The sequence below is a fragment of the Amycolatopsis rifamycinica genome, from assembly GCF_000695625.1.
GTDB lineage: Bacteria > Actinomycetota > Actinomycetes > Mycobacteriales > Pseudonocardiaceae > Amycolatopsis > Amycolatopsis rifamycinica.
The window spans coordinates 107,839-127,010 of record NZ_JMQI01000068.1 but is presented as its reverse complement, the minus strand read 5'-3'; the positions used below and the strand labels follow the sequence as shown (position 1 = coordinate 127,010).

Annotated in this window: 18 protein-coding genes and 1 pseudogene; 10 read left to right on the top strand and 9 right to left on the bottom strand. The window is 70.9% G+C overall.

Going from position 1 to position 19,172, the window contains the following annotated elements; all coding sequences use genetic code 11:
* Positions 1 to 201: 201 nt before the first annotated feature.
* The 4 genes from DV20_RS33290 to DV20_RS33275 are packed head-to-tail and all read right to left on the bottom strand — an operon-like array spanning position 202 to position 3,139.
* Positions 202 to 1,293, bottom strand: a complete 1,092-nt coding sequence (locus DV20_RS33290) for a hypothetical protein (protein WP_160169772.1) — start codon at positions 1,291 to 1,293, stop codon at positions 202 to 204.
* A gap of 5 nt (positions 1,294 to 1,298) precedes the next feature.
* A complete protein-coding gene (locus tag DV20_RS33285) occupies positions 1,299 to 2,282 on the bottom strand; it encodes a WXG100 family type VII secretion target (RefSeq protein ID WP_152603790.1) in 984 nt (327 codons plus the stop codon).
* Positions 2,275 to 2,598 carry a hypothetical protein gene (locus tag DV20_RS33280; RefSeq protein WP_043787094.1) on the bottom strand — a complete coding sequence of 108 codons (324 nt, stop codon included), beginning with the start codon at positions 2,596 to 2,598 and terminating at the stop codon, positions 2,275 to 2,277. Before DV20_RS33280 ends, DV20_RS33285 begins: the two co-directional genes overlap by 8 nt.
* 25 nt (positions 2,599 to 2,623) lie before the next feature.
* Entirely contained in the window at positions 2,624 to 3,139 is a 516-nt protein-coding gene (locus DV20_RS33275; RefSeq protein WP_043787093.1) for a YbaB/EbfC family nucleoid-associated protein, read from the bottom strand.
* Positions 3,140 to 3,328: 189 nt separating this feature from the next.
* On the opposite strand from DV20_RS33275, the gene DV20_RS33270 reads away from it, so the two are divergent.
* The 5 genes from DV20_RS33270 to DV20_RS33250 all read left to right on the top strand — a co-directional run bounded on the left by DV20_RS33270 (position 3,329) and on the right by DV20_RS33250 (position 7,264).
* A complete protein-coding gene (locus tag DV20_RS33270; protein WP_043787092.1) occupies positions 3,329 to 4,708 on the top strand; it encodes a hypothetical protein in 1,380 nt (459 codons plus the stop codon).
* Positions 4,705 to 5,448 carry an ESX secretion-associated protein EspG gene (locus tag DV20_RS33265; protein WP_043787091.1) on the top strand — a complete coding sequence of 248 codons (744 nt, stop codon included), beginning with the start codon at positions 4,705 to 4,707 and terminating at the stop codon, positions 5,446 to 5,448. Before DV20_RS33270 ends, DV20_RS33265 begins: the two co-directional genes overlap by 4 nt.
* Complete coding sequence (locus DV20_RS33260; RefSeq protein WP_043787090.1) at positions 5,445 to 5,846, top strand: hypothetical protein; 402 nt, start codon at positions 5,445 to 5,447, stop codon at positions 5,844 to 5,846. The genes DV20_RS33265 and DV20_RS33260 overlap by 4 nt, the downstream gene beginning before the upstream one ends.
* Positions 5,843 to 6,454: a DUF3558 domain-containing protein gene (locus DV20_RS33255; RefSeq protein WP_235191051.1), complete on the top strand. Its 612-nt coding sequence runs from the start codon at positions 5,843 to 5,845 to the stop codon at positions 6,452 to 6,454. The genes DV20_RS33260 and DV20_RS33255 overlap by 4 nt, the downstream gene beginning before the upstream one ends.
* Before the next feature lie 72 nt (positions 6,455 to 6,526).
* Positions 6,527 to 7,264: a TetR/AcrR family transcriptional regulator gene (locus tag DV20_RS33250; RefSeq protein WP_043787088.1), complete on the top strand. Its 738-nt coding sequence runs from the start codon at positions 6,527 to 6,529 to the stop codon at positions 7,262 to 7,264.
* On the opposite strand, the gene DV20_RS33245 is transcribed toward DV20_RS33250, so the two are convergent.
* From DV20_RS33245 to DV20_RS33235, 3 genes are all read right to left on the bottom strand, one after another.
* Positions 7,261 to 7,998: an SDR family oxidoreductase gene (locus tag DV20_RS33245; protein WP_043787086.1), complete on the bottom strand. Its 738-nt coding sequence runs from the start codon at positions 7,996 to 7,998 to the stop codon at positions 7,261 to 7,263. The genes DV20_RS33250 and DV20_RS33245 overlap by 4 nt on opposite strands.
* Positions 7,999 to 8,088: 90 nt before the next feature.
* Positions 8,089 to 10,929 carry a leucine--tRNA ligase gene (gene leuS, locus DV20_RS33240; protein ID WP_043787084.1) on the bottom strand — a complete coding sequence of 947 codons (2,841 nt, stop codon included), beginning with the start codon at positions 10,927 to 10,929 and terminating at the stop codon, positions 8,089 to 8,091.
* A 166-nt stretch (positions 10,930 to 11,095) separates the two neighbouring features.
* On the bottom strand, positions 11,096 to 12,256 hold the full coding sequence (locus tag DV20_RS33235) for an esterase-like activity of phytase family protein (protein WP_043787083.1): 1,161 nt from the start codon (positions 12,254 to 12,256) through the stop codon (positions 11,096 to 11,098).
* A gap of 66 nt (positions 12,257 to 12,322) precedes the next feature.
* Between DV20_RS33235 and DV20_RS33230 the strand changes: the two genes are divergently transcribed.
* Positions 12,323 to 12,742 carry an SdpI family protein gene (locus DV20_RS33230; RefSeq protein WP_043787082.1) on the top strand — a complete coding sequence of 140 codons (420 nt, stop codon included), beginning with the start codon at positions 12,323 to 12,325 and terminating at the stop codon, positions 12,740 to 12,742.
* Here DV20_RS33230 and DV20_RS33225 read toward each other — a convergent pair.
* Positions 12,739 to 13,389: a YqgE/AlgH family protein gene (locus DV20_RS33225; protein ID WP_268747460.1), complete on the bottom strand. Its 651-nt coding sequence runs from the start codon at positions 13,387 to 13,389 to the stop codon at positions 12,739 to 12,741. The two genes, DV20_RS33230 and DV20_RS33225, sit on opposite strands and share 4 nt — an antisense overlap.
* Positions 13,390 to 13,580: 191 nt before the next feature.
* On the opposite strand from DV20_RS33225, the gene DV20_RS33220 reads away from it, so the two are divergent.
* The 4 genes and pseudogenes from DV20_RS33220 to DV20_RS47405 all read left to right on the top strand — a co-directional run.
* On the top strand, positions 13,581 to 14,846 hold the full coding sequence (locus DV20_RS33220; protein ID WP_043787080.1) for an MFS transporter: 1,266 nt from the start codon (positions 13,581 to 13,583) through the stop codon (positions 14,844 to 14,846).
* Positions 14,847 to 14,989: 143 nt separating this feature from the next.
* Complete coding sequence (locus tag DV20_RS33215) at positions 14,990 to 15,532, top strand: YbaB/EbfC family nucleoid-associated protein (protein WP_084093800.1); 543 nt, start codon at positions 14,990 to 14,992, stop codon at positions 15,530 to 15,532.
* On the top strand, positions 15,532 to 15,855 hold the full coding sequence (locus tag DV20_RS33210; protein WP_043787076.1) for a WXG100 family type VII secretion target: 324 nt from the start codon (positions 15,532 to 15,534) through the stop codon (positions 15,853 to 15,855). The genes DV20_RS33215 and DV20_RS33210 overlap by 1 nt, the downstream gene beginning before the upstream one ends.
* 9 nt (positions 15,856 to 15,864) lie before the next feature.
* A pseudogene (locus DV20_RS47405) lies at positions 15,865 to 16,248 on the top strand (WXG100 family type VII secretion target); the annotation flags it as partial.
* A gap of 2,229 nt (positions 16,249 to 18,477) precedes the next feature.
* On the opposite strand, the gene DV20_RS45195 reads toward DV20_RS47405, so the two are convergent.
* Positions 18,478 to 18,657: a hypothetical protein gene (locus DV20_RS45195; RefSeq protein ID WP_152603788.1), complete on the bottom strand. Its 180-nt coding sequence runs from the start codon at positions 18,655 to 18,657 to the stop codon at positions 18,478 to 18,480.
* Positions 18,658 to 19,172: the final 515 nt, after the last annotated feature.

Here is a 19,172-nt window from a genome sequence, read left to right as displayed (position 1 = left end):
GTGAAGGTTTTTGTAACTTATCCGGCGTTGAGTGCGACAATCATGCGAGCAGCGGATACCCGTCACTCGATCGGGGGATGTCCGTCCCCCGGCCGTCACGTCACGGACCGATCCCGCTCTCCAGGTGCGTCATCACGCTGGACGTGGTGACAGTGCCCCCACCGGCGCGAGCCGGACAGGGCATCAGGTCGTCGGCGCCGATCACGTAGCCCCCCGAGTGATCGGCGTCGGCGGCGCCCCGACGACCAGCCGCCGCACGTTCTTGGCCGCGCCCGGGGAAACCTTCGCCGCCAGCGGCCGATCCTCCCCGCGGCGGAGGACCGCGTGGACCGACACGTAGTGGCGAGTGGACTTCTTCCCCGCGGGTGCAGTAGTCAGCCGGGCGAGGTCGCCGCGCCGCACCCGGACCGGATCGCCTTCGTCGGGCCGCCAGGTGACCGCGTCGGCGGTCAGGACGAATTCGCCGGCGTCACCGCGGTAGCGCGTCAGGTAGAGCAGCACCCAGATCGCCAGTGCGACCGGCAACGGGATCTCCGGCGGGATGTCGTAGCAGGCCGGCGCCACGAAGTCGGCGATGACGGCCAGCCAAGCCGCCCACAGGACGAACAGCCGGCCGGCGGAAGCCTGCTCGGCGCGAACGAGCGTGCGCGCCTGGTCCGCGCTCCAGCGCTTGACCAGCCGCCGCACCGGGTTCGGCACGCCGAAGCCGCCGCGCCGGACGTTCTTGGACGTCCAGCGGACGAGGCCGGGGCGGTACCGCTCGATCGCCGCCGACGCCTTTTCGGCCTCTTCCCTGGCCATCGCCGACGACAGGATGAAGCCGTCTTCGGACTTGTGCCGGCAGTCGGGGTTCAGGTTACGGATCGCCTCCTCGTCCACCAGCGAAACAGCGAGCGCGACGCGGTCGTCCGGCTGTCCGCCTCGGAAGTCGAAGCGGCGGACGTCCTCCCAGGGCAGGACGAGCGTCGTCTTGTCTTCGAGCGGCTGCCGGAACCCGTCGGGACCGAATCCGACCGTCGCCGTCACCAGCGAGCCGTTGCGGCGCATGTACCACCGCATGATCGGCCAGCTGCAGAAGCACAGCATCGCGAGCACGCCGAGCGCGGGCGCGACCAAGCGCGCGACCGGGTCATGGCTGCGCGCCCACACCAGCAGTCCGGCGGCGACGGCGGGCGCGAGGCCGAGGAACGCCAGGCAGCCCGCGCTTGTCCGCAGGGCGGACGGCTGATGGTGGATCGGCAGCCGGACCTGCACCACGGTCGTTTCCGGCCCGCCGGGAGTTGTCGGCACCACGGCGGCTAGATCGAGCCGGAGATGCGCCGGCCGCCCTGCTGCCGGAAGACGGGCTCGGCGGCCGCGGGCTTCTTCTCGTTGTAGTGGTTCTCGCGGTACTCCTTATCGGCTTCGTCGTAGGCGCCCGCGGTTTTCTTGCCCGCTTCCTTCCCGGCTTCTTCACCGAGGGCCTTGGGCAGCTCCTGGATGCCGTCCTTGACGACGCCCGGTGCCGCCCGGACCGCGTCCCGCAGCGCCGCGAGCAGCTTCTGGCCAACGGTGCGGAACAACCCGCTCAGGTGGTTGAACTGGCTGATGCCCTTCCGGAAGGCCCGCACGAGCTTCTGCAGCCATTCCGACATCCGCCGGCCGCACTTGACGATCTCGGCCGTGCCTTCGCCGGCCACGCCGGCGGGCGCGGCGGGGCCCGGGTACCGCATGAGGATGCTGATCAGCTTGCCGATGCATTCCGTGAGCAGATCCCGCAGCACGCTGCGCACGACGTTCAGGATGCTCTTGCAGACGTCGATCAGCACGGAGATGGCCTTCGCGCCGCCCGCGACCCCGGAGTACATGTCACCGAGTTCGGCGGTGAACGCGCGATAAGCGTCCGCGCCCTGCCCCTGCCACTGCGCGCTGTCCGCCTTGACCGTGTCCAGAAGATCCTTGGCGACGGCGTCGATCTCGTCGCTGATGCCACTCCACGTCTCCTGCATGACGTCGAGCTGTTCCTGGTTCCCGGTCACCCAGTCGAGCGGAGCACGCAGGACCTCGACGTGCTCGATCAGCCACCCGAGCCCCATGCCGGCCAAACCGGCGATCGGATCCTGGACGAACTCCATCACGCCGGCGGCGCCGAAGCCAAGGTTCAGCAGACCTTCGGTCCAGTCGTCGTCGGCCGCCTTTGCCGCCGCGTCCCAGAAGTCCTGCGCCATCCCGGCGCCCTCGAGCGCCGAGGACCCTTCGTCGACCTTTTTCTTGGCTTCCGCCACCAACGCGTTCTCAGTCAAGGTGGATGCCTTCCAAGCTCGCCTTGACGTCCTGCTCGCGCCAGTCGACGTGCTGGGACCAGGTGCGTACGCGGTCGATCTGCTCCTGGGCGACGTTCTTCGCGTGGCCGATCGAGTCGCTCCCCAGGGTCTGGGCGACGCCGCACAGCGCGCCGAGACCGCTGGCCTGGCCGATGAGGCCGAACGCCATCGGGTCGACGACCTGGGCCGCCGCGTCCAGCGCCTTCGCGAACCGGTCGACGAACGGTTCGAGCTTCTTCGCGTGGGACAGCAACTGCTCCGGATCGATCCGGATGTCCGCCTGCGGCTCGTTCAAGGTCTTCCCTCCCTCGTTCCCGTGCTCAGCGCAGGTAGTCGCCGTCGCTGAAGTAGTCGTCATCGGTGCCTGCTTCGGGTGCGGGACGCGGTGGCGCCGGCTTCGGCTTCGGCTGCGTCGGTGGCTCGTCCTCGGCGATGAAGCGCGCCCCCTCGCTCGTGGGCGCAGCGGGGCCACCATCGACGAAGCCCTGCGGCTCCGGCTCCGGGAATTCACGGTGGAGCTGCTGGACCAGCTCGTTCATGGTCTCGGTGCCCGCGATCGACGGAATCCCCGCCTGCACGGCACCCGCCAGCTTGCTCTGCGCGCGCTGGACGGTCCGCATGATCTCGTCGGCGAGGTTCGCCTTCTCCCGCACCGCGTGCCCGATCTCCAGGCCGACGAGGTTGCCGAGGTGGTTGACCTTGACCGCGATCTGGCCGTCCTGGCTGCGCTCGGACACGGAGACCGCCGCCAGCTCGGCCTGCATGCGGTCGCCCCGCCGCTTGGCCTCGGCGATCTTGGCGTCGAAGCTCGCCAGCAGCTGCTCAGGATTCGACACGCGAACCTCCCCTGTTCACGTCAGTAGCCGTACGGGCACCGAGTGTGGCACAGCGGTCCGACAGTTTCCGGGGAGTTCCGGTTTCCCCCGGGCTGTGCACCTTTTCGGTCGATTCTTCGCACAGCCGGTAACCGCCACGGTATCGTGCGTGACGCAGGAGGGGATCGAACGCGAGGGGAGCGCGGTTCGGTGGGGTTGTTCGGCGACATGCTCGACGCGGCCAAGCACGTCGGGTCCGAGATCGCGCACGCCGTCGCCTCGGGCGGTGAGCGGCTCGGCAACGTCCTGACCGGGGCGGGCGTCGGCCTGCTCGCGGGTGGGCTGCCCGGCGCGGTCGCGGGGGCGTACATCGGCTCGCAGACCGGCACCGGGGCGGCGAACCCGCAGGCGGCCGGGCTGTCACCCGGCCAGCTGGTCAAGGTCGTGATGAGCGGGCCCGGCACCGAGTCGCTGCAGACGGTGCACAAGGCGGGGATCGACCAGTCGGCTTACCAGCGCCAGCTCGAACAGGGCACGCGCGAACTGACTTCGAACCTCGAATCCGCGTGGACCGGGGGCGCGTCGGACGCGGCCCGGGAGCGCCTCCAGCCGCTGACGGCGTCGGCGGTTTCCGCTTCGACGAGCCTCGACCGCAACTCGACGCTGGCCCAGACGCAGATCGACCAGTTCCACCGGATGAAGAACTCGCTGCACCCGGACGTCACCGACCAGCCGCCGACGCGCAGCGCCTGGGACGTCGCGACGCCGTGGGACACCGACACCGAAGACAAGATCAACCAGTACAACCGCAAGGCCCAGGAGAACGTCGAGCGGTACACCGCGTATTCGCGGCAGTCCAGCTCGAACACCGCGGCCCGGACGATCGACTACGGCCAGCTCCGCGAGTACACCGGCGGCGACTTCACGGTGCGGGACCCGAAGAAGCCCGTCGAACCGAAACCCCGGAAGCGGACGACGACCGGCGACGACCGGCCGATCGGGGCCGAGGTGCAGCCGCCGCCGGCCGTCCACCCGCCCGTCGTCCAGCCACCACCGCCGGGTCAGGTCACGCCCCCGGGGCAGGTGACGCCGCCGGGGCACGTCACACCGCCGGGATCGCCCGCGTCCGGTGTGGACGACAGTGTGCGTGCGCAGGGTTACGTGCCGCCGTCGGCGCAGTACCCGCCGGGCTACCAGCCACCGGGGACCGGATTCGGTCCCGGAGGTGGGTCCGGTCCGGGCTTCGGGCCTGGTTTCGGCCCTGGCGGCGGCTTCGGGCCGGGCTCGTCGTCCGGCGCGGGCGGCGGCACCGGCGCGGGAGCCCGCGGTCCGGGTGCCCGCGGTCCGGGCTCGGCGACCGGAGCCGGCGTCCCAGGCGAAGGACGTGCCGGCGCGGCCGGCAGGGGCCGCGGCGGCACGGCGGGCAAGCCGGGCGCGCCGGGGATGGGCGGCATGGGCCACGGCGCCAAGGGCGGCAAGGGTGAGGAGGACGCGGAGCACCAGCGCGCGTCGTACCTGGTGGAGGCGGATCCGGAGAGCATCTTCGGCGGCTCCGACGAGCGGACGGTGCCCCCGGTGATCGGGCTGTGATCTTCCTGCCCAAGGCCGCCCTGCTCACCGCGTGGGAGTGGGAGCGGCACGGCCCACCGCCCCCGGTCCTCGGCGCCGACAACCTCTGGCTCGGCGACGAAGCCCGTAAGCGGTTCGACGAGACTGTTCTCGACGTCCTGGCATCGCTCCGGCTGGCGGCGGGCGGCACGTTGACGCGGGAATTCCGCGACGTCCTGCGCGTCCTGGCCAAGGGCGTCCACCAGTTCACGGCGTGGCTGGGCGACATCGAGGCGGACGAGTCGGGCGCGGTGCTCGTGTCCGCCTCCGGGCCCGACGCGCTCCGGCTGATCCGAAAGGACGACGCGGTCCGGATCGACGTCGTGGAGCCGTCGCGGCTCGCGGAGTCGCTGGTGGACGTGCTGCCGCCGGTACCGCCGGCGCGGATTTCGGCGGTGTCGATCCCGGAGGCGCGGTTCTCGGGCCGCGCGGAGGAGCAGTCGTACGACCTCGAGGACCCGACTCTCGACCGGGGGCGGGACCCGTTGCCGTGGGCACGCCGGCTGATGGCGGCACGGCGGACGGGGCTGCACCAGTGCTACGCCGTGAACCGGGGCACCCGCAGCGCCCCGATCACGGCGGTGGACATCGCCGGGACCGGACGGGTGCTGACGTACGTGTACCCGGGGCGGGAGCGGATGGTCAGCTTCCAGCCGGGCACCCGGGCTGCGCTGACCGAGGTGCTGTACGCGACCCTGAACGGGTTAGGGGGAGGACGATGACGGGCTCGATGTTCAGCGGGATCGACTTCTGGGCGACGGACATGCCGAGCAGTGGGTCACGGCCGGCTGGCGGGCAGGGATTCGCGATGAGCTCGGCCGAGATGCGGGCGATGCTCAAGAAGGCCGAGGACCAGCTCAACACCGTCAGCGAGCAGATCCGTGAGGCCGACATCCTGAGCCGGGCGAAGCCACCGGCGGAAGAGCCGGTCAGCCAAGCGGCGGTGGACGGCCGGAATGGCATCAACGAGGCTGGTCGCTATTACCAGGGCCATCTGCGGTATCAACTCGATTACTACACGGAGCTGACTCACCGGATGAGGCAAGCACTCGGCATCACGGAAGCGGCGGACCGGCAGGCCGCAGATTCGACCAAGAAGATCGAGGGGTCGCTCGAATGATCCGACGGGTTCTCGCCACCACGGCCGCCGCGATCGCCGGAATGGCTGTGCTGGCCTCGTGCACCGGCGATCGCCAGACCCCCGGGACGGCCACGCCGGCTCCGTCGAGCGGGGCGGAACTGCCGAACAGCGGCGCACCGAAGGTCGACAACCCGCTGCCGGCAAAAGTGTTGGAGGGAAGTCCATGTGATTCGGCGCTGACAGAGCAGCAGCTGAAGGACTACCTCGGACAGCCCGGCGCTGCGAAACCCAAAGACTCGGAGCTGGGTCCGATGTGCGACTGGGCCAGCACGTCCGGAAGCGGCGCCGGGATCCTGGTCGCCTATGAGACGAAGACCGGGCAAGGCCTCAGTCTCACCTACAAGGTGGAAAAGCCGAAGGCCAGCCGTTGGGTCGATGACCTGGCGCCCGTCCAGGGCTATCCGGTCGTCGGCTACGTCGACGTGGGTGCCAGCGGCCAACGTAGCTGCGTGATTGTCGTCGGCGTCGCGGACGACTTGGCCTATTCGACCTCTTTGGTCCTGGGCAGCGATTCGGGCAAGGACGCCTGCCAGCTCGGTCGAGGCGTGGCCGACACGGTGCTGACCAACCTCAAGGCGCGCGCCTGAGCTGCACCTTTTCGTTACGGCGCAGATAGCGTCAACGCAAAATCCGTCGTAGCAAGCACCTAGACTGTTCGGATGAGCCACCCCACGCGGAGGGGTCGCGCGCGTGCGGCTACCGAACAGGACATCCGGCGGACCGCCCGGAAACTGCTCGTCGAGCAGGGGCCCGAGGCGGTCACGCTGCGGGCCATCGCGCGGGAGCTGGGGATCACCGCGCCCGCGCTGTACCGGTACTACGAGTCGCGGGACGATCTCGTCGAGAACCTGCGGCTGGACGTCTGTGCCGATCTGGCCGACGAGCTCGCCGAGGAGATCGCCGACCTGCCGGATGACGGCGTGCTGCAGTTGTTCGCCATCTGCAAGGGCTTCCGGCGGTGGGCCCTCACCCACACGAAGGAATTCACGCTCGTCTTCGCGTCGCCGACCGGCGGGGTCGGGTCGACGTCGGGGAGTGCGCTGAGCCGGGTCGACGAGCCGTTCGGGCGGATCTTCCTCGCGGCCGCCGGGCGGGTGCTCGCGCGGCACGACATCGTGCTGCCGTCGGCCAGCGGGGTGCCCGATGAGCTGCGGGACGACCTGAAGACCTTCCAGGAGTCGCTGGTCGCCGTGCTCGTCGAGTCCGATCAGGGCGTCCCCGTCGAGAAGATCGACCTCGGCGTGACGTACCTGATGATCCAGTTCTGGGCCCGGCTCTACGGGCACGTCACGCTCGAGGTCTTCGGCAACTACCCGATCCCGATGTCCAAACCGGACGTCCTGTTCGAATCGATGCTCGCCGACCTCGCCCGGGAGATCGGGCTCTACTCGGCTTAGGCCGCGTGGCCGCCGTCCACCGACAGCACCGAAGCCGTCACGTATCCAGCGCCGGAAGAAGCCAGGTAGGCGACAGCCGCGGCCACCTCGGACGGCCTGCCGTAGCGGTCGAACGCCGTCAGGGCGCGCTGGTCCACCGCGTACGGGCCGTCGGCCGGGTTCATGTCCGTGTCCGTCGGGCCCGGGTGGACCAGGTTGACCGTGATGCCGCGCGGGCCGAGCTCGCGGGCCAGCGCCCTGGTCAGGCCGACCATGGCCGCCTTGCTGGTCGCGTACAGCGCCATGCCCGGGCCGGGCACGCGGTCGGTGACGCAGCTGCCGATCGTGATCACGCGGCCGCCGTCGCCCAGCACCCCGGCCGCCGCCTGGGTCGCCGCGAACACACCGCGGACGTTCACCGCCAGCACGCGGTCGACGTCTTCCAACGACGTCTCGGCCAAAGCGCCGACAAATCCGACGCCCGCGTTGTTCACCAGGACGTCGAGCCCGCCGAACTCGGCGACCGTCGCCCGGACCGCCGCCGACACGGCGGCGGCGTCCGCCGAATCCGCCTGGATCGCCAGCGCGCGGCGGCCGAGGTGCTTGATCTGCTCAACCACCTCGGCCGCGCGTGCGGCGTTGTGCTGGTACGTCAGCGCGACGTCCGCGCCGTCCTCGGCGAGCCGCAGTGCCGTGGCCGCGCCGATGCCCCGGCTGCCGCCCGTCACCAGTGCCACCTTGCCGTCGAGGGTCATCCCCGGTTCTCCTTCGGTCGAGCCGTTTTCGTTGACAGCTCAATCAAATCGGGAACGCGGGAGAAGCACCGGCGGCTTTCCGCCGTGAAGCTAGAGGACGATGTTGACCAGCCGTCCCGGCACCACGATGACCTTGCGCGGCGAGCCGTCGCCGACCATCGCCGCGACCTTCTCGTCCGCCAGCGCCGCCGCCTGGACCTCGTCGTTCGAGGCGGACGCCGCGACCGTCACCCGGGACCGGACCTTGCCGTTGACCTGGATCGGGTACTCGACCGAGTCCTCCACCAGGTACTTCTCGTCCACCACCGGGAACGGGCCCTGCACCAGCGAGTCCACGTGGCCCAGCCGGTGCCACAGCTCCTCCGCCATGTGCGGGGCCAGCGGCGCCAGCATCAGCACCAGCGGCTCGGCCAGCTCACGCGGCGTCGCCGCGGCCGCGCCGTACACCTTGGTGACGTGGTTGTTCAGCTCGATCAGCTTCGCGCCGGCCGTGTTGAACCGCATCTCCGCGTAGTCCTCGCGGACGCCGGCGATGGTCTTGTGCAGCACCTTGCGGTCCGCCTCGGAAGCGTCCTCTGTGGACACGCGCAGCTCGCCGGTCGTCTCGTCGACGACCAAGCGCCACAGGCGCTGCAGGAACCGGTGCGCACCCACGACGTCCTTCGTCGCCCACGGACGGGACATGGCCAGCGGGCCCATCGCCATCTCGTAGAACCGGAACGTGTCGGCGCCGTAGTTCTCGGCCATCTCGTCCGGCGTGACGACGTTCTTCAGGCTCTTGCCCATCTTGCCGTACTCCTGGGTGACCTCTTCGTCGTTGAAGAAGTACTTCCCGTCGCGCTCCTCGACCTGCTCGGCCGGGACGTAGACGCCTCGCGAGTCCGTGTACGCGTACGCCTCGATGTAGCCCTGGTTGAACAGCTTCCGGTACGGCTCCTTGGACGTCACGTGGCCCAGGTCGAACAGCACCTTGTGCCAGAACCGCGAGTACAGCAGGTGCAGCACCGCGTGCTCGACGCCGCCGACGTACAGGTCGACGCCACCGGTGTCGTCCGCGCCGTACTCACCCGGGCGCGGGCCCATCCAGTACTGCTCGTTCTCCGGCGCGCAGAACGTCTCGCTGTTCGTCGGGTCCAGGTAGCGCAGCTGGTACCAGCAGGAACCCGCCCAGTTCGGCATCGTGTTGATGTCGCGGCGGTAGGTCTTCGGGCCGTCGCCCAGGTCCAGCTCGACCTCGACCCAGTCCGTCGCGCGCGCCAGCGGCGACGACGGCATCGAGTCGCGGTCCTCGGGGTCGAACGTCACCGGCGAGTAGTCGGCGACCTCGGGCAGCTCGATCGGCAGCATCGACTCGGGAACGGCGTGGACCTCGCCGGCCTCGTCGTAGACCACCGGGAACGGCTCGCCCCAGTAGCGCTGGCGCGAGAACAGCCAGTCGCGCAGCTTGTACTGCACGGTCCCGGTGCCGGCGCCCTTCTCCGACAGCCAGTCGATGATCGTCTTCTTGGCCTCGGCGACGTCCATGCCGTCCAGGAAGCCCGAATTGATCGCCGGCCCGTCACCGGTGTACGCCTTGCCGTCGAAGCCCTCCGACGGCTGCACGGTCCGGATGATCTCCAGCCCGAACTTCTCGGCGAACTCCCAGTCGCGGACGTCCTGGCCGGGGACGGCCATGATCGCGCCGGTGCCGTAGCCCATCAGCACGTAGTCGGCGACGAAGATCGGGATCTGCTTGTCGTTGACCGGGTTCGTCGCGTACGCGCCGGTGAAGACGCCGGTCTTCTCCTTGTTCTCCTGCCGGTCCAGCTCGGACTTCCGCGACGCGGCGACGCGGTACTCCTTGATGGCCTCGGCGGGCGTCGCGGCGCCCCCGGTCCAGCGCTCGTCGACGTCCGCGGGCCACTCCGGCGCGACCAGCTTGTCGACCAGCGGGTGCTCGGGCGCCAGCACCATGTAGGTGGCGCCGAACAGGGTGTCCGGCCGGGTCGTGAAGACCTCGATGCCCTCGTCGCCGGAGGAGAAGGTGACGCGGGCGCCGTGCGAGCGGCCGATCCAGTTCCGCTGCATGGACTTGACCTTCTCCGGCCAGTCCAGCAGGTCCAGGTCGTCGACCAGGCGATCCGCGTACGCGGTGATCCGCATCATCCACTGCCGCAGGTTGCGGCGGAAGACGGGGAAGTTGCCGCGCTCGCTGCGGCCGTCGGCGGTGACCTCTTCGTTCGACAGCACGGTGCCCAGGCCCGGGCACCAGTTGACCGGCGCTTCGGAGATGTACACCAGCCGGTGGTCGTCGATCACCTTCTTCCGCTCGGACGCGCTCAGCGACGCCCAGTCACGGCCGTCCGGCGTCGGGCGCGAGCCGTCCGCGAACGCGGCTTCCAGCTCGGCGATCGGGCGCGCCTTGCCCGCCTCCGTGTCGTACCAGGAGTTGAAGATCTGCAGGAAGATCCACTGCGTCCAGCGGTAGTACTCGGGGTCGATCGTGGAGATGCGACGGCGTTCGTCGTGGCCAAGGCCCAGGCGCCGGATCTGGCGCAGGTAGGTCCGGATGTTCTCCTCGGTGGTCTTGCGCGGGTGCTGCCCGGTCTGGACCGCGTACTGCTCGGCGGGCAGGCCGAAGGCGTCGAAGCCCATCGTGTGCAGCACGTTGCGCCCGATCATCCGGTGGTACCGGGCGAAGACGTCGGTGCTGATGAAGCCCAGCGGGTGCCCGACGTGCAGGCCGGAGCCCGACGGGTACGGGAACATGTCCTGGACGAACAGCTTGTCGCTGGGCACCGGCTGCCCCTCGACGGCGAGCGGCCCGACGGGGTTGGGCGCGTGGAAGGTCCCCTGGTCGGCCCAGTGGTCCTGCCAGCGCTGCTCGATCTGACCCGCCAGCGCGGCCGTGTACCGGTGCGCCGGGACGTCGGTCCCTGTTGTCTCGGTCATCGCCGTCTTCCTCCGTCGCAGCTCCAGAAACAACTCGACCCCCCAGCCACCAGGGCATGAGGGGTCGCCGCGCCGGCCGGGCCGGGCCCGGTCAGCGCGGCAGGCCAAGCCCCTTGAAGAACAGGAGCAGCCGAGCCGTGTTCATGTGCACATCGTAACTTGCTGGTCAAAGCCGTTCGGAGGGGACCGCCAGTGCGGCGAACTGGGTGACCTGGGTCGCGGAGAAGTTGTTGTCGCTGACGATGATCAAGCTGCGCTCGCCGTTCGGCAGCTTCGGCCCCCACGTCATGCCTTCGAGGTTGTCCACAGTAGACAGCCCGAGGTCGGCGGCGTCGAAGAGCAGGCGCTTCTTGACCGGCTTGACGTGCTTGGCGTCGGCCAGCGACTTGACGTTCAGGACGTTCGTCGCGCCCTTCGTGTCGATCTCGTAGACACGGACCTTGTTGCCGACACCGGTGCTGAACGAGCGCTCCATCATCAGGAACCTCGTCGGGTCGGCCTGGTCGACGGCCAGCATCGACGAGACGCCGGTGGTCGCGAACCCCGTCGACGGCACCGGCGCGGCGAACAGCGGTTCCTGCGGGTAGGCGTACTGGGCCAGGACCGGGCCGAAGCGCGACTGCAGGGTGATCCGCGAGAGCGCGCCGGACGTCGTGGTCGCCTCGGGACCGTCCTGCAGCAGCGGCCCCTCGACCTCGCTGGCCAGCAGCGAGCCGAAGCCGGCGAACGTGATGCCCTCGAGCACCAGGTTCTGCCGCGGACCCGCCGTCGGCGTCATCTTCTCGTTCGCGGGAATCGGCAGGTCACGGACGTATTCGCCGTCTCGGCGCGCCTCGCGGATCGACGGGTCGATCAACGTCGTCGCCGTCCGCTCGCCCTCCTGCGACCAGTAGTAGCCGCCGGTCCACGGGTCGACGCGCAGCTCCTCGGGGTCGATCGTTCGCTCGTTCTGCGGCTTCGACGGATCGTTCCGCGCGAGCGGCGGGTACGGGGTGCCGTCGGGGCGCAGGAGCGGCTTCGTGCCGGTGAAGGTGACGTCGCCGACGCCGTCGGCGGTGACCGGGAAGGTCGCCGTGTAGAAGCGGGCGGGGTTGATCGCCGACCGGTCGTCGCAGATCAGCGCGTACCCGCCGGTCCGCGGGTCGTAGTCGATGCTGGACAGGCCGCCGACCGTCGTGCCCTGGAACGGCAGGGCGTTCGGGACGATCTTTTCGCCGAGCAGCCGGACGGGCCGCTGGTGACTTTCGGTGGCACTCGCCGGTGTCGCGGCGAGAATTCCCCCGATCAGGGCAGCGGTCAGGACGGTGGGCAGTACACGCGGTGACATGGCCTGTAGCACAGTCGACCAGGGTATCCGGCAGGTTGCCGGGACGTCACGCTTATCCTTGACCCCGTGTTCGCTATCGCGCTGGTTCCGATCGTGCTGGGTCTGCTTGTCGGCTTTGGTGGGTTCCTCGGTTTCCGTGAGCGCTTGACGCGCGAAGGCGGCACCGGTGTGCGCACCGAGGCGGCGCTGCGCAGCGAAGAAGCGTTCAAGCTGGCCAACCGCGTCGCGGGCCTGCCGACCATGGCCGGGGGTGCGATCTCCGTGCTCACCGGGCTGGCCGGGCTGGCCATGCCGACCACCGGCGGCCTGATCTCCGCCGCGCTCGCGGGGGTGCTCGCCATGCTGCTGCTGGTCATGGGCGGTGGCGTGCTCGGCAACCGGGCCGCGCTGACCGTGCCCGCCCCGGCTCCGGCCGCGCCGGCCGGCTGCAGCGGCTGCGCGTGCGGGGCCGGCGGCTGCGGCGTCTTCAAGAAGGACGACGCTTAATTCCGCTGGAGGTCACCCGGATGGGTGGCCAGCAGGGCCAGCGGGATGCCCTGACGGCGGAGCACCTGGCTCCACAGGTCGCCGTCCGGCGAGGCCAGGATGTCGCTGGGCAGCGCCGGCACGATGACCCAGTCGTCGCGCTCGATCTCGCCGGCCAGCTGCCCCGAGTCCCAGCCCGCATACCCGGCGAACACGCGCACGCCGCGGACCTTCGGCACCAGGACCTCGGGATCGGTGTCCAGGTCGACCAGCGCGACCGGGCCGCGGACGGCGATCACCCCCGGCACGCTCGCCGCCGTTTCGCCGGTGCGCAGCGCGGCCAGGCACAACGCGGTCTTCTTTTCGACCGGCCCGCCGACGAACACCGCCTGGGGCTCGGCGACGTGCCCGCCCCAGTTGGGCAGCACGTCGTGCACGGCGACGTCGCTCGGCCGGTTCAGGACCACGCCGAGCGTGCCCTCCTCGCGGTGATCGATGACGAACACCACGGTCCGGCGGAAGTTCGGGTCGACCATGGTGGGGGCGGCGACCAGGAGCGTTCCCGGTTCAACCTCGGCGTCCGCTGGCACAGACCCATGATCCCACCCTTGGCCGGGCGATTGACTTCGGCTCGGGAACAATCGCCCCAACAGCCTCGTTTGAAACATGTGGCCGGCGCACTCCGTGTCCCCCGGGCTCACTGAAGAACCGCCTTTGTGGAATACCGTCCGGCTGGAGCCACACTGCGCATAGCCGCCGAGAGGCGACCTCAGTGCGCCGGCCACCCAATCTCTTGACCGGTGTCCTACGACCGGGCCTTAACCTTGACTCCGTGACGATCAGCGCCCGGACGGCGACAGTGCGAAGAGGCCCTCGGGAGCTGCTCAAGGACCCCGACTTCCGGCGGCTGCTCTTCACGCGCTTCGCCGCCAGCTGGGGCGACGGCGTCTTCCGCGCCGGGCTCGCGGGCGCCGTCCTGTTCAACCCCGAGCGCGCCGCCGATCCGCTGGCCATCGCCGGCGGGTTCGCCGCGTTGCTGCTGCCGTACTCGGTCGTCGGGCCGTTCGCCGGTGCGCTGCTGGACCGCTGGGATCGCCGGAAGGTCCTGATCTTCGCGAACCTCCTGCGCGGGCTGGCGATCGTCTGCGCGTCCGCCGCGGTCGGGCTGGGATTCGGCGGGATCGGCCTGTTTTCGCTGGCCTTGGCCGCGGAAGGCATCTCCCGCTTCATCGGCTCGGGGCTCTCGGCAGCACTGCCGCACGTGGTCGAGGAAGAGAGCGTCGTGACGGCGAACGCCTTCGCCACCACGCTCGGCTCGGTGGTCGCCGTCATCGGCGGTGGTTGCGCGATCGGCCTGCGGGCGCTGTTCGGCAGCAACGACATCGGATCGGCCGAGACGACGGCCTTCGCCGTCCTCGGCACCCTGGTCTCGGCGTTCATCGCGCGCGGGTTCGCCCGCGGCGTGCTCGGGCCGACGGTGGTCGACGAGCCGCCGAACCCGGTGCTGGCCGTCGCGCGGGGGCTGGCCGACGGTGCCCGGCACGCGTGGCGCGCCCCCAGCGTCACGGCCGGGTTCGTCGCGCTGTTCGCGCACCGGGCGTCGTTCGGGGTGTCGCTGCTGGTCACCGTGCTGCTGATGCGCAACTACTTCACCGACCACGGGATCTTCCGCGCCGGCCTGCCGGGGCTCGGGCAGATCGCCGCGCTCGCCGGGGCCGGCCTGCTGGTCGCCGGTCTGCTGACCGCGCGGCTGATCCGCCGGTTCGGCCGGCTGCGCGCGGTGCTCGGTTCGCTGCTGGTCGCCGCGATCGCGCAGTCCGCGCTGGGCCTGCCGATGCTGTTGCCGCTGGCGCTGCTTGCGTCGTTCCTGATCAGCGGGGCCGGGCAGGTGCTGAAGCTGTGCGTCGATTCGTCGATCCAGCTCGACGTCGCCGACGAAGCCCGCGGCCGGGTGTTCGCGCTGTACGACACGCTGTTCAACATCACCCAGGTGGCGGCGGTCTCGGTGGCCGCGCTGGTCGTGCCGGACGACGGCCGTTCCCCGGGTCTGCTCATCGCCGCGACGGTCTGCTACCTCGCCGGCGGAGCCGGGTACGTGCTCGCCCGGCGCCGGGCGATTCGCTGACGCAAACACCCGAACCGGTCACGGTGACTGCTCCATTGGCATTAGGGTGACGAGCAAGTCATTAGTAGGTTCGAGGGACACCGGGGGCACCTGTGACCACCGCGGGCGACGACCGTGCACGGCTCGAAGCACGCAATGCCGCGATGAAGGACCAGGTGGACACCCTCCTGGAGAACTTCGAGCGGCAGACCGCGCAGCTGCGTGACGCCCAGGCCGCCGCCGCCGAGACCACCGCCCAGGTGAGTTCGCCCGACGGGCTGGTCCGCGCCACGATCGACGCCGGCGGCAGCCTCGCGAAACTCGAATTCGCCCCGAACACCTTCGAGCGCACGACACCCGCGCAGCTCGCGAACACCGTCCAGACGCTGGTGCGCCAGGGTTCGCTGCAGGTCAAGCAGAAGATCGCGGACCTGATGGCGCCGATCACCGAGGGCCTGCCCGACCTCGCGGACCTGGTCGAGGGCGCGCCGTCGCTGGCCGGGCTGGTGCCGCCGATCCCGTCGTTCGACGAGGTCGCCGAAGAACCGCCGGCGCCGCGGCCCGAGTCGTTCGAAGAGGGCGGGTCGATCCTGCGCAACGAGCAGGCGCCGCCCGTCCCCGCTCCGAAGCCCACCCCCAAGCGCGTCCGCCCGCCGCGTGACGACGACGAAGAGCCACCGTCGTCCTGGATGACGAGGGGCGACTGATGCCCGCGGGGGGTTCCGGGTTCACCGCGGAGCCGGACGCGGTCCTGCGCGCGTCGAACGGCCTGGTCACAGCGGCCGACGCGCTCGACAACGCGACGAAGGCGCTGCAGTCGGCCCTGGCCGCGCAGGGCGAGTGCTGGGGCGGCGACGAATCCGGCAAGCAGTTCGCCGAGGACTACGTGCCGGGTGCGCAGGGCGCCGTCGAAGGGTTCACCAACCTCGTGCAGGGGTTGCGGGGGATGCAGCAGAACGTCGCCAAGTCGATGAAGGCCCTGTCGGGAGCCGACGAAGACGTGACGTCCCAGCTGAGCAAGGGGCAATGACGCGTGGGTATGGAGATGCCCGACGCGGTCAAGTGGCTGCTGCCGATAGTCGTCGGGGAGAGCTGGCCCGAGGGCGACGAGACCAAGCTGCGCGCGCTGCGCGACGCGTGGCACACGGCGTCTTCGGCGATCGGCCCGGTGGCGGAGACGGGCAACGTCGCGGCGTCCGGCATCCGCGACAACTGGACCGGTGACGGCGCCGACGCGTTCGCGGAGCAGTGGAAGAAGTTCGTCGACGGCGACGAGGCCTACTTCAAGCAGCTGGCCGACGCGGCGAAGGCCCTCGGCGATTCGTGCGACCAGACGGCACTGGACGTCGAGTACACGAAGTACATGATCATCATCTCCCTGATCGTCCTGGCCGCCCAGATCGCGGCGATGATCGCGGCGGCGGCGGTGACGTTCGGCGGTTCGACGGCGGGGATCGCGCCGGCCCAGATCGCGACCCGGATGACCGTGCAGATGCTGTTCCGGCAGCTGCTCGAGAAGCTGGCGCAGCAGGGGTTCAAGCAGGTCGCGAAGGAGCTGCTGGAGAAGCTGCTCAAGCAGGGCCTCAAGAAGATCGGCATGGAGGTCCTCAAGAACGAGGCGATCAACCTCGGCATGGACGCGGGCATCCAGGGCCTGCAGATGGCGAAGGGTGATCGCAAGGACTGGGACTGGTCGAAGACCTCCGACGCGGCGATCTCGGGCGCGGTCGGCGGCGTCGTCGGAGCGGCGTCGGGGTCCATCGGGCGAGGAGCGACCGAGGGGCTTTCGCACAGCGCCGGCGGCCAGATCGCGGACGCGGCGATGCGCGCGGGAGCGCGGGGCGCGGTCGAGGGGGTCGCGCAGACCGTCGGCCAGGCGGCGGTGACGGGCGATCTGGGGTCGTTGACACCGGAGCAGCTGCTGATGGGCGCGTCCAGCGGGGCGGTCGGCGGGGCTGTTGACGGCGCCAAGGCGCAGATGCACTCGGTTCATGAGGCGAACATTCCGCGGGCTGATGGGGATTCTGGTGGCTCGGGGGATTCCGGGGAGTCGCGGGACTCTGGGGAGTCGCGGGACTCTCAGGGCTCGCGGGACTCTGGGGACTCGCAGGACTCCGGTGACTTGGGGGAGCCGCGGAACTCTGGGGACTCGCGCAACTCGGGGGACTCTGGCGGCTCGCGGGACTCTGGGGGCTCGCGGGACTCCGCGGACTCGGGGGAGCCGCGGAACTCGGGGAACTCGGGGGACTCCCAAGGCTCGCGGGACTCCGGGGAGTCGCGGCGAGGGGCTGAGGAGGAGCCGAGTTCGGCTTCGGGACCGGAGTCTCGGGGTGAATCCTCCGCGGAGCCTGAGTCCCGTCGTGAGTCTTCGGAGTCGCGGGGTGAGTCCGAGTCGCGGGGTGAGTCCGAGTCGCGCGGTGAGTCCACGTCTGAGCCGGACTCCCGCCGTGAGTCTTCGTCTGAGCCGGAGTCGCGTCGGGAGAGCTCGTCCGAGCCCGCGTCGCGAAGTGAGGAGCCGCGCCGTGAGGCGGCCTCCGCGCCCGAGTCGCGCGGTGAAGAGCCGCGCCACGAGACTTCTTCCGCGCCCGAATCGCGGAGCGAAGGACCTCGCCACGAGGCCTCGCCGGAACCTGAGACCCGCAGCGAGCAACCGCGCCGTGAAGCAGTCTCCGAGCCGGGACCGCCGGAAGCGCGGACGGCACCCGAACCGCAGCAAGGCGCAAGCGGATCCCAACCGGCCGCCGAGCACCGGGCGCCCGAGGCGTCGCGCCCCGGCCCGGACCAGCAACCGGGGCGTCCGGCCGCAGAGCAGCGCGAGGCACCGGCTTCGACGGCGAGCCAGTCGTCGACGGGCGGCTACGGAATGGCCCCACCACCGGGCATCGGCCCGGAACCAGGGCGCCAAAGCGCCGGCGGCCGCCCCCAGGACAACGTCGGAGCGGCGGGCTTCGCGGGCGGCTCGAGCCAGCCGTTCGCGGCGGATGGCGGGCAGGCGGCGGCGTTCCAGAACGGGCCGTCACCGCAGCAGGGACCACCACCGGGCGGGTTCACACCCCCGCCCCCGGCCGGCCCCCCGAACGGCGTCGGCGCACCGGGACGAACGGCTGGTCCCGGCCCACGCCCGGGCGGCCCGACGCCGCAGGCGGGCGGTGACCAGCCACGACGGGTCCCGCCGCAGGATCCCCGCCGGATGCTGCAGGGCGGCCAGCCGCCGATGCCACCCGGCGGGTACCGGCCGGGAGGGCAGCCTCCGCAGGGCGGACGGTCCCCGCATGGAGCGCAGCCGCCGCACGGTGGACCGCCTGGCCACCCGCACGGCGGGCAGGCAACGCAGCCAGGCGGACAACTGCCGCACGGCACGCAACCAGGACAGCCGTCGAATGGCGGCCAGCAGGCTCAGCTTGGACAACTGCCTAACGGCACGCAACCGGGTCGGCCCTCGCACGGCCAGGCAGTTCAGCCCGGCGGACAATCGCCGCTCGGCACACACGCGGGCCAGCCCCGGCACAGCGGTCAGCCCGGTGGTCAGCTACCGCACGGGGGGCAGCCGGGCGGTCAGCCGCACGTCGGCCAGACTCCTCAACCCGGCGGGCAACCGCCCCACAGCACGCAACCCGGGCAGCACCCGCACAGCGGCCAGCCTGGTGGTCAGCTACCGCACGGGGCGCAGCCGGGCGGGCAACCGCACGTCGGCCAGCCGGCTCAGCCCGGCGGGCAACCCCCGCAGGGCATGCAACCGGGCCAGGCTCCGCGGAGTGGGCGGCCGCCTCGCGGTGGGCAGCCGCCGCTGGGTGGTGGGCAGGCAGGTCACCCTGGTGGACAGCCGGCGCATGGGGGACAGCCGCCGCTTGGGGGGCAGGGGGTGCCGCCTGGGTCGATGCCTCCGCAGGGTGGGCAGTCTCCGCAGGGTGGGCAGTCTCCGCAGGGTGGGCAGTCTCCGCAGGGTGGGCAGCCTCCGGTTGGGCCTGGGGGGCGGCCTCCTCAGGGTGGGGGGCAGCCGTATGTGCCGGGGCAGGTGCCTCAGGGTGGGTTGCCTCCGCAGGATCCGCGGCGGATGCCGCCGCATTCCGGGATGCCGCCGCAGGGTGGGCAGCGGCCGCCGATGCCGGGGGGGCAGCGGCCTGCCGGGTATCCGAGCCAGCCTCGGGGTCCGCAGGGCCCCGGGCCGCACCCCGGTGGACGGCCGCCGATGCCGCCCCCGCCGGGTGGGCGGCCGCCGCACGATCCGCGGCTGGGGGCGCCTCGGCCGGGTGGGCCGGCGCAGGTTCCGCCGCCGCGGTTCGGGCCGCCGCAGGAACAGTTGCCGCCGCGCGGACCGTTTGAGCCGCCGCGGCCGGTGGAGCGTGC

Coding starts and splice junctions, on each gene's coding strand:
- DV20_RS33260 (WP_043787090.1), top strand. CDS start 5,445: ATGACGGGCTCGATGTTCAGCGGGATCGACTTCTGGGCGACGGACATG.
- DV20_RS33255 (WP_235191051.1), top strand. CDS start 5,843: ATGATCCGACGGGTTCTCGCCACCACGGCCGCCGCGATCGCCGGAATG.
- DV20_RS33250 (WP_043787088.1), top strand. CDS start 6,527: ATGAGCCACCCCACGCGGAGGGGTCGCGCGCGTGCGGCTACCGAACAG.
- DV20_RS33245 (WP_043787086.1), bottom strand. CDS start 7,998: ATGACCCTCGACGGCAAGGTGGCACTGGTGACGGGCGGCAGCCGGGGC.
- leuS (WP_043787084.1), bottom strand. CDS start 10,929: ATGACCGAGACAACAGGGACCGACGTCCCGGCGCACCGGTACACGGCC.
- DV20_RS33235 (WP_043787083.1), bottom strand. CDS start 12,256: ATGTCACCGCGTGTACTGCCCACCGTCCTGACCGCTGCCCTGATCGGG.
- DV20_RS33225 (WP_268747460.1), bottom strand. CDS start 13,389: ATGTTTCAAACGAGGCTGTTGGGGCGATTGTTCCCGAGCCGAAGTCAA.
- DV20_RS33215 (WP_084093800.1), top strand. CDS start 14,990: ATGAAGGACCAGGTGGACACCCTCCTGGAGAACTTCGAGCGGCAGACC.
- DV20_RS33210 (WP_043787076.1), top strand. CDS start 15,532: ATGCCCGCGGGGGGTTCCGGGTTCACCGCGGAGCCGGACGCGGTCCTG.
- DV20_RS45195 (WP_152603788.1), bottom strand. CDS start 18,657: ATGCGCCGGCTGTCCACCAGGGTGACCTGCCTGCCCACCACCCAGCGG.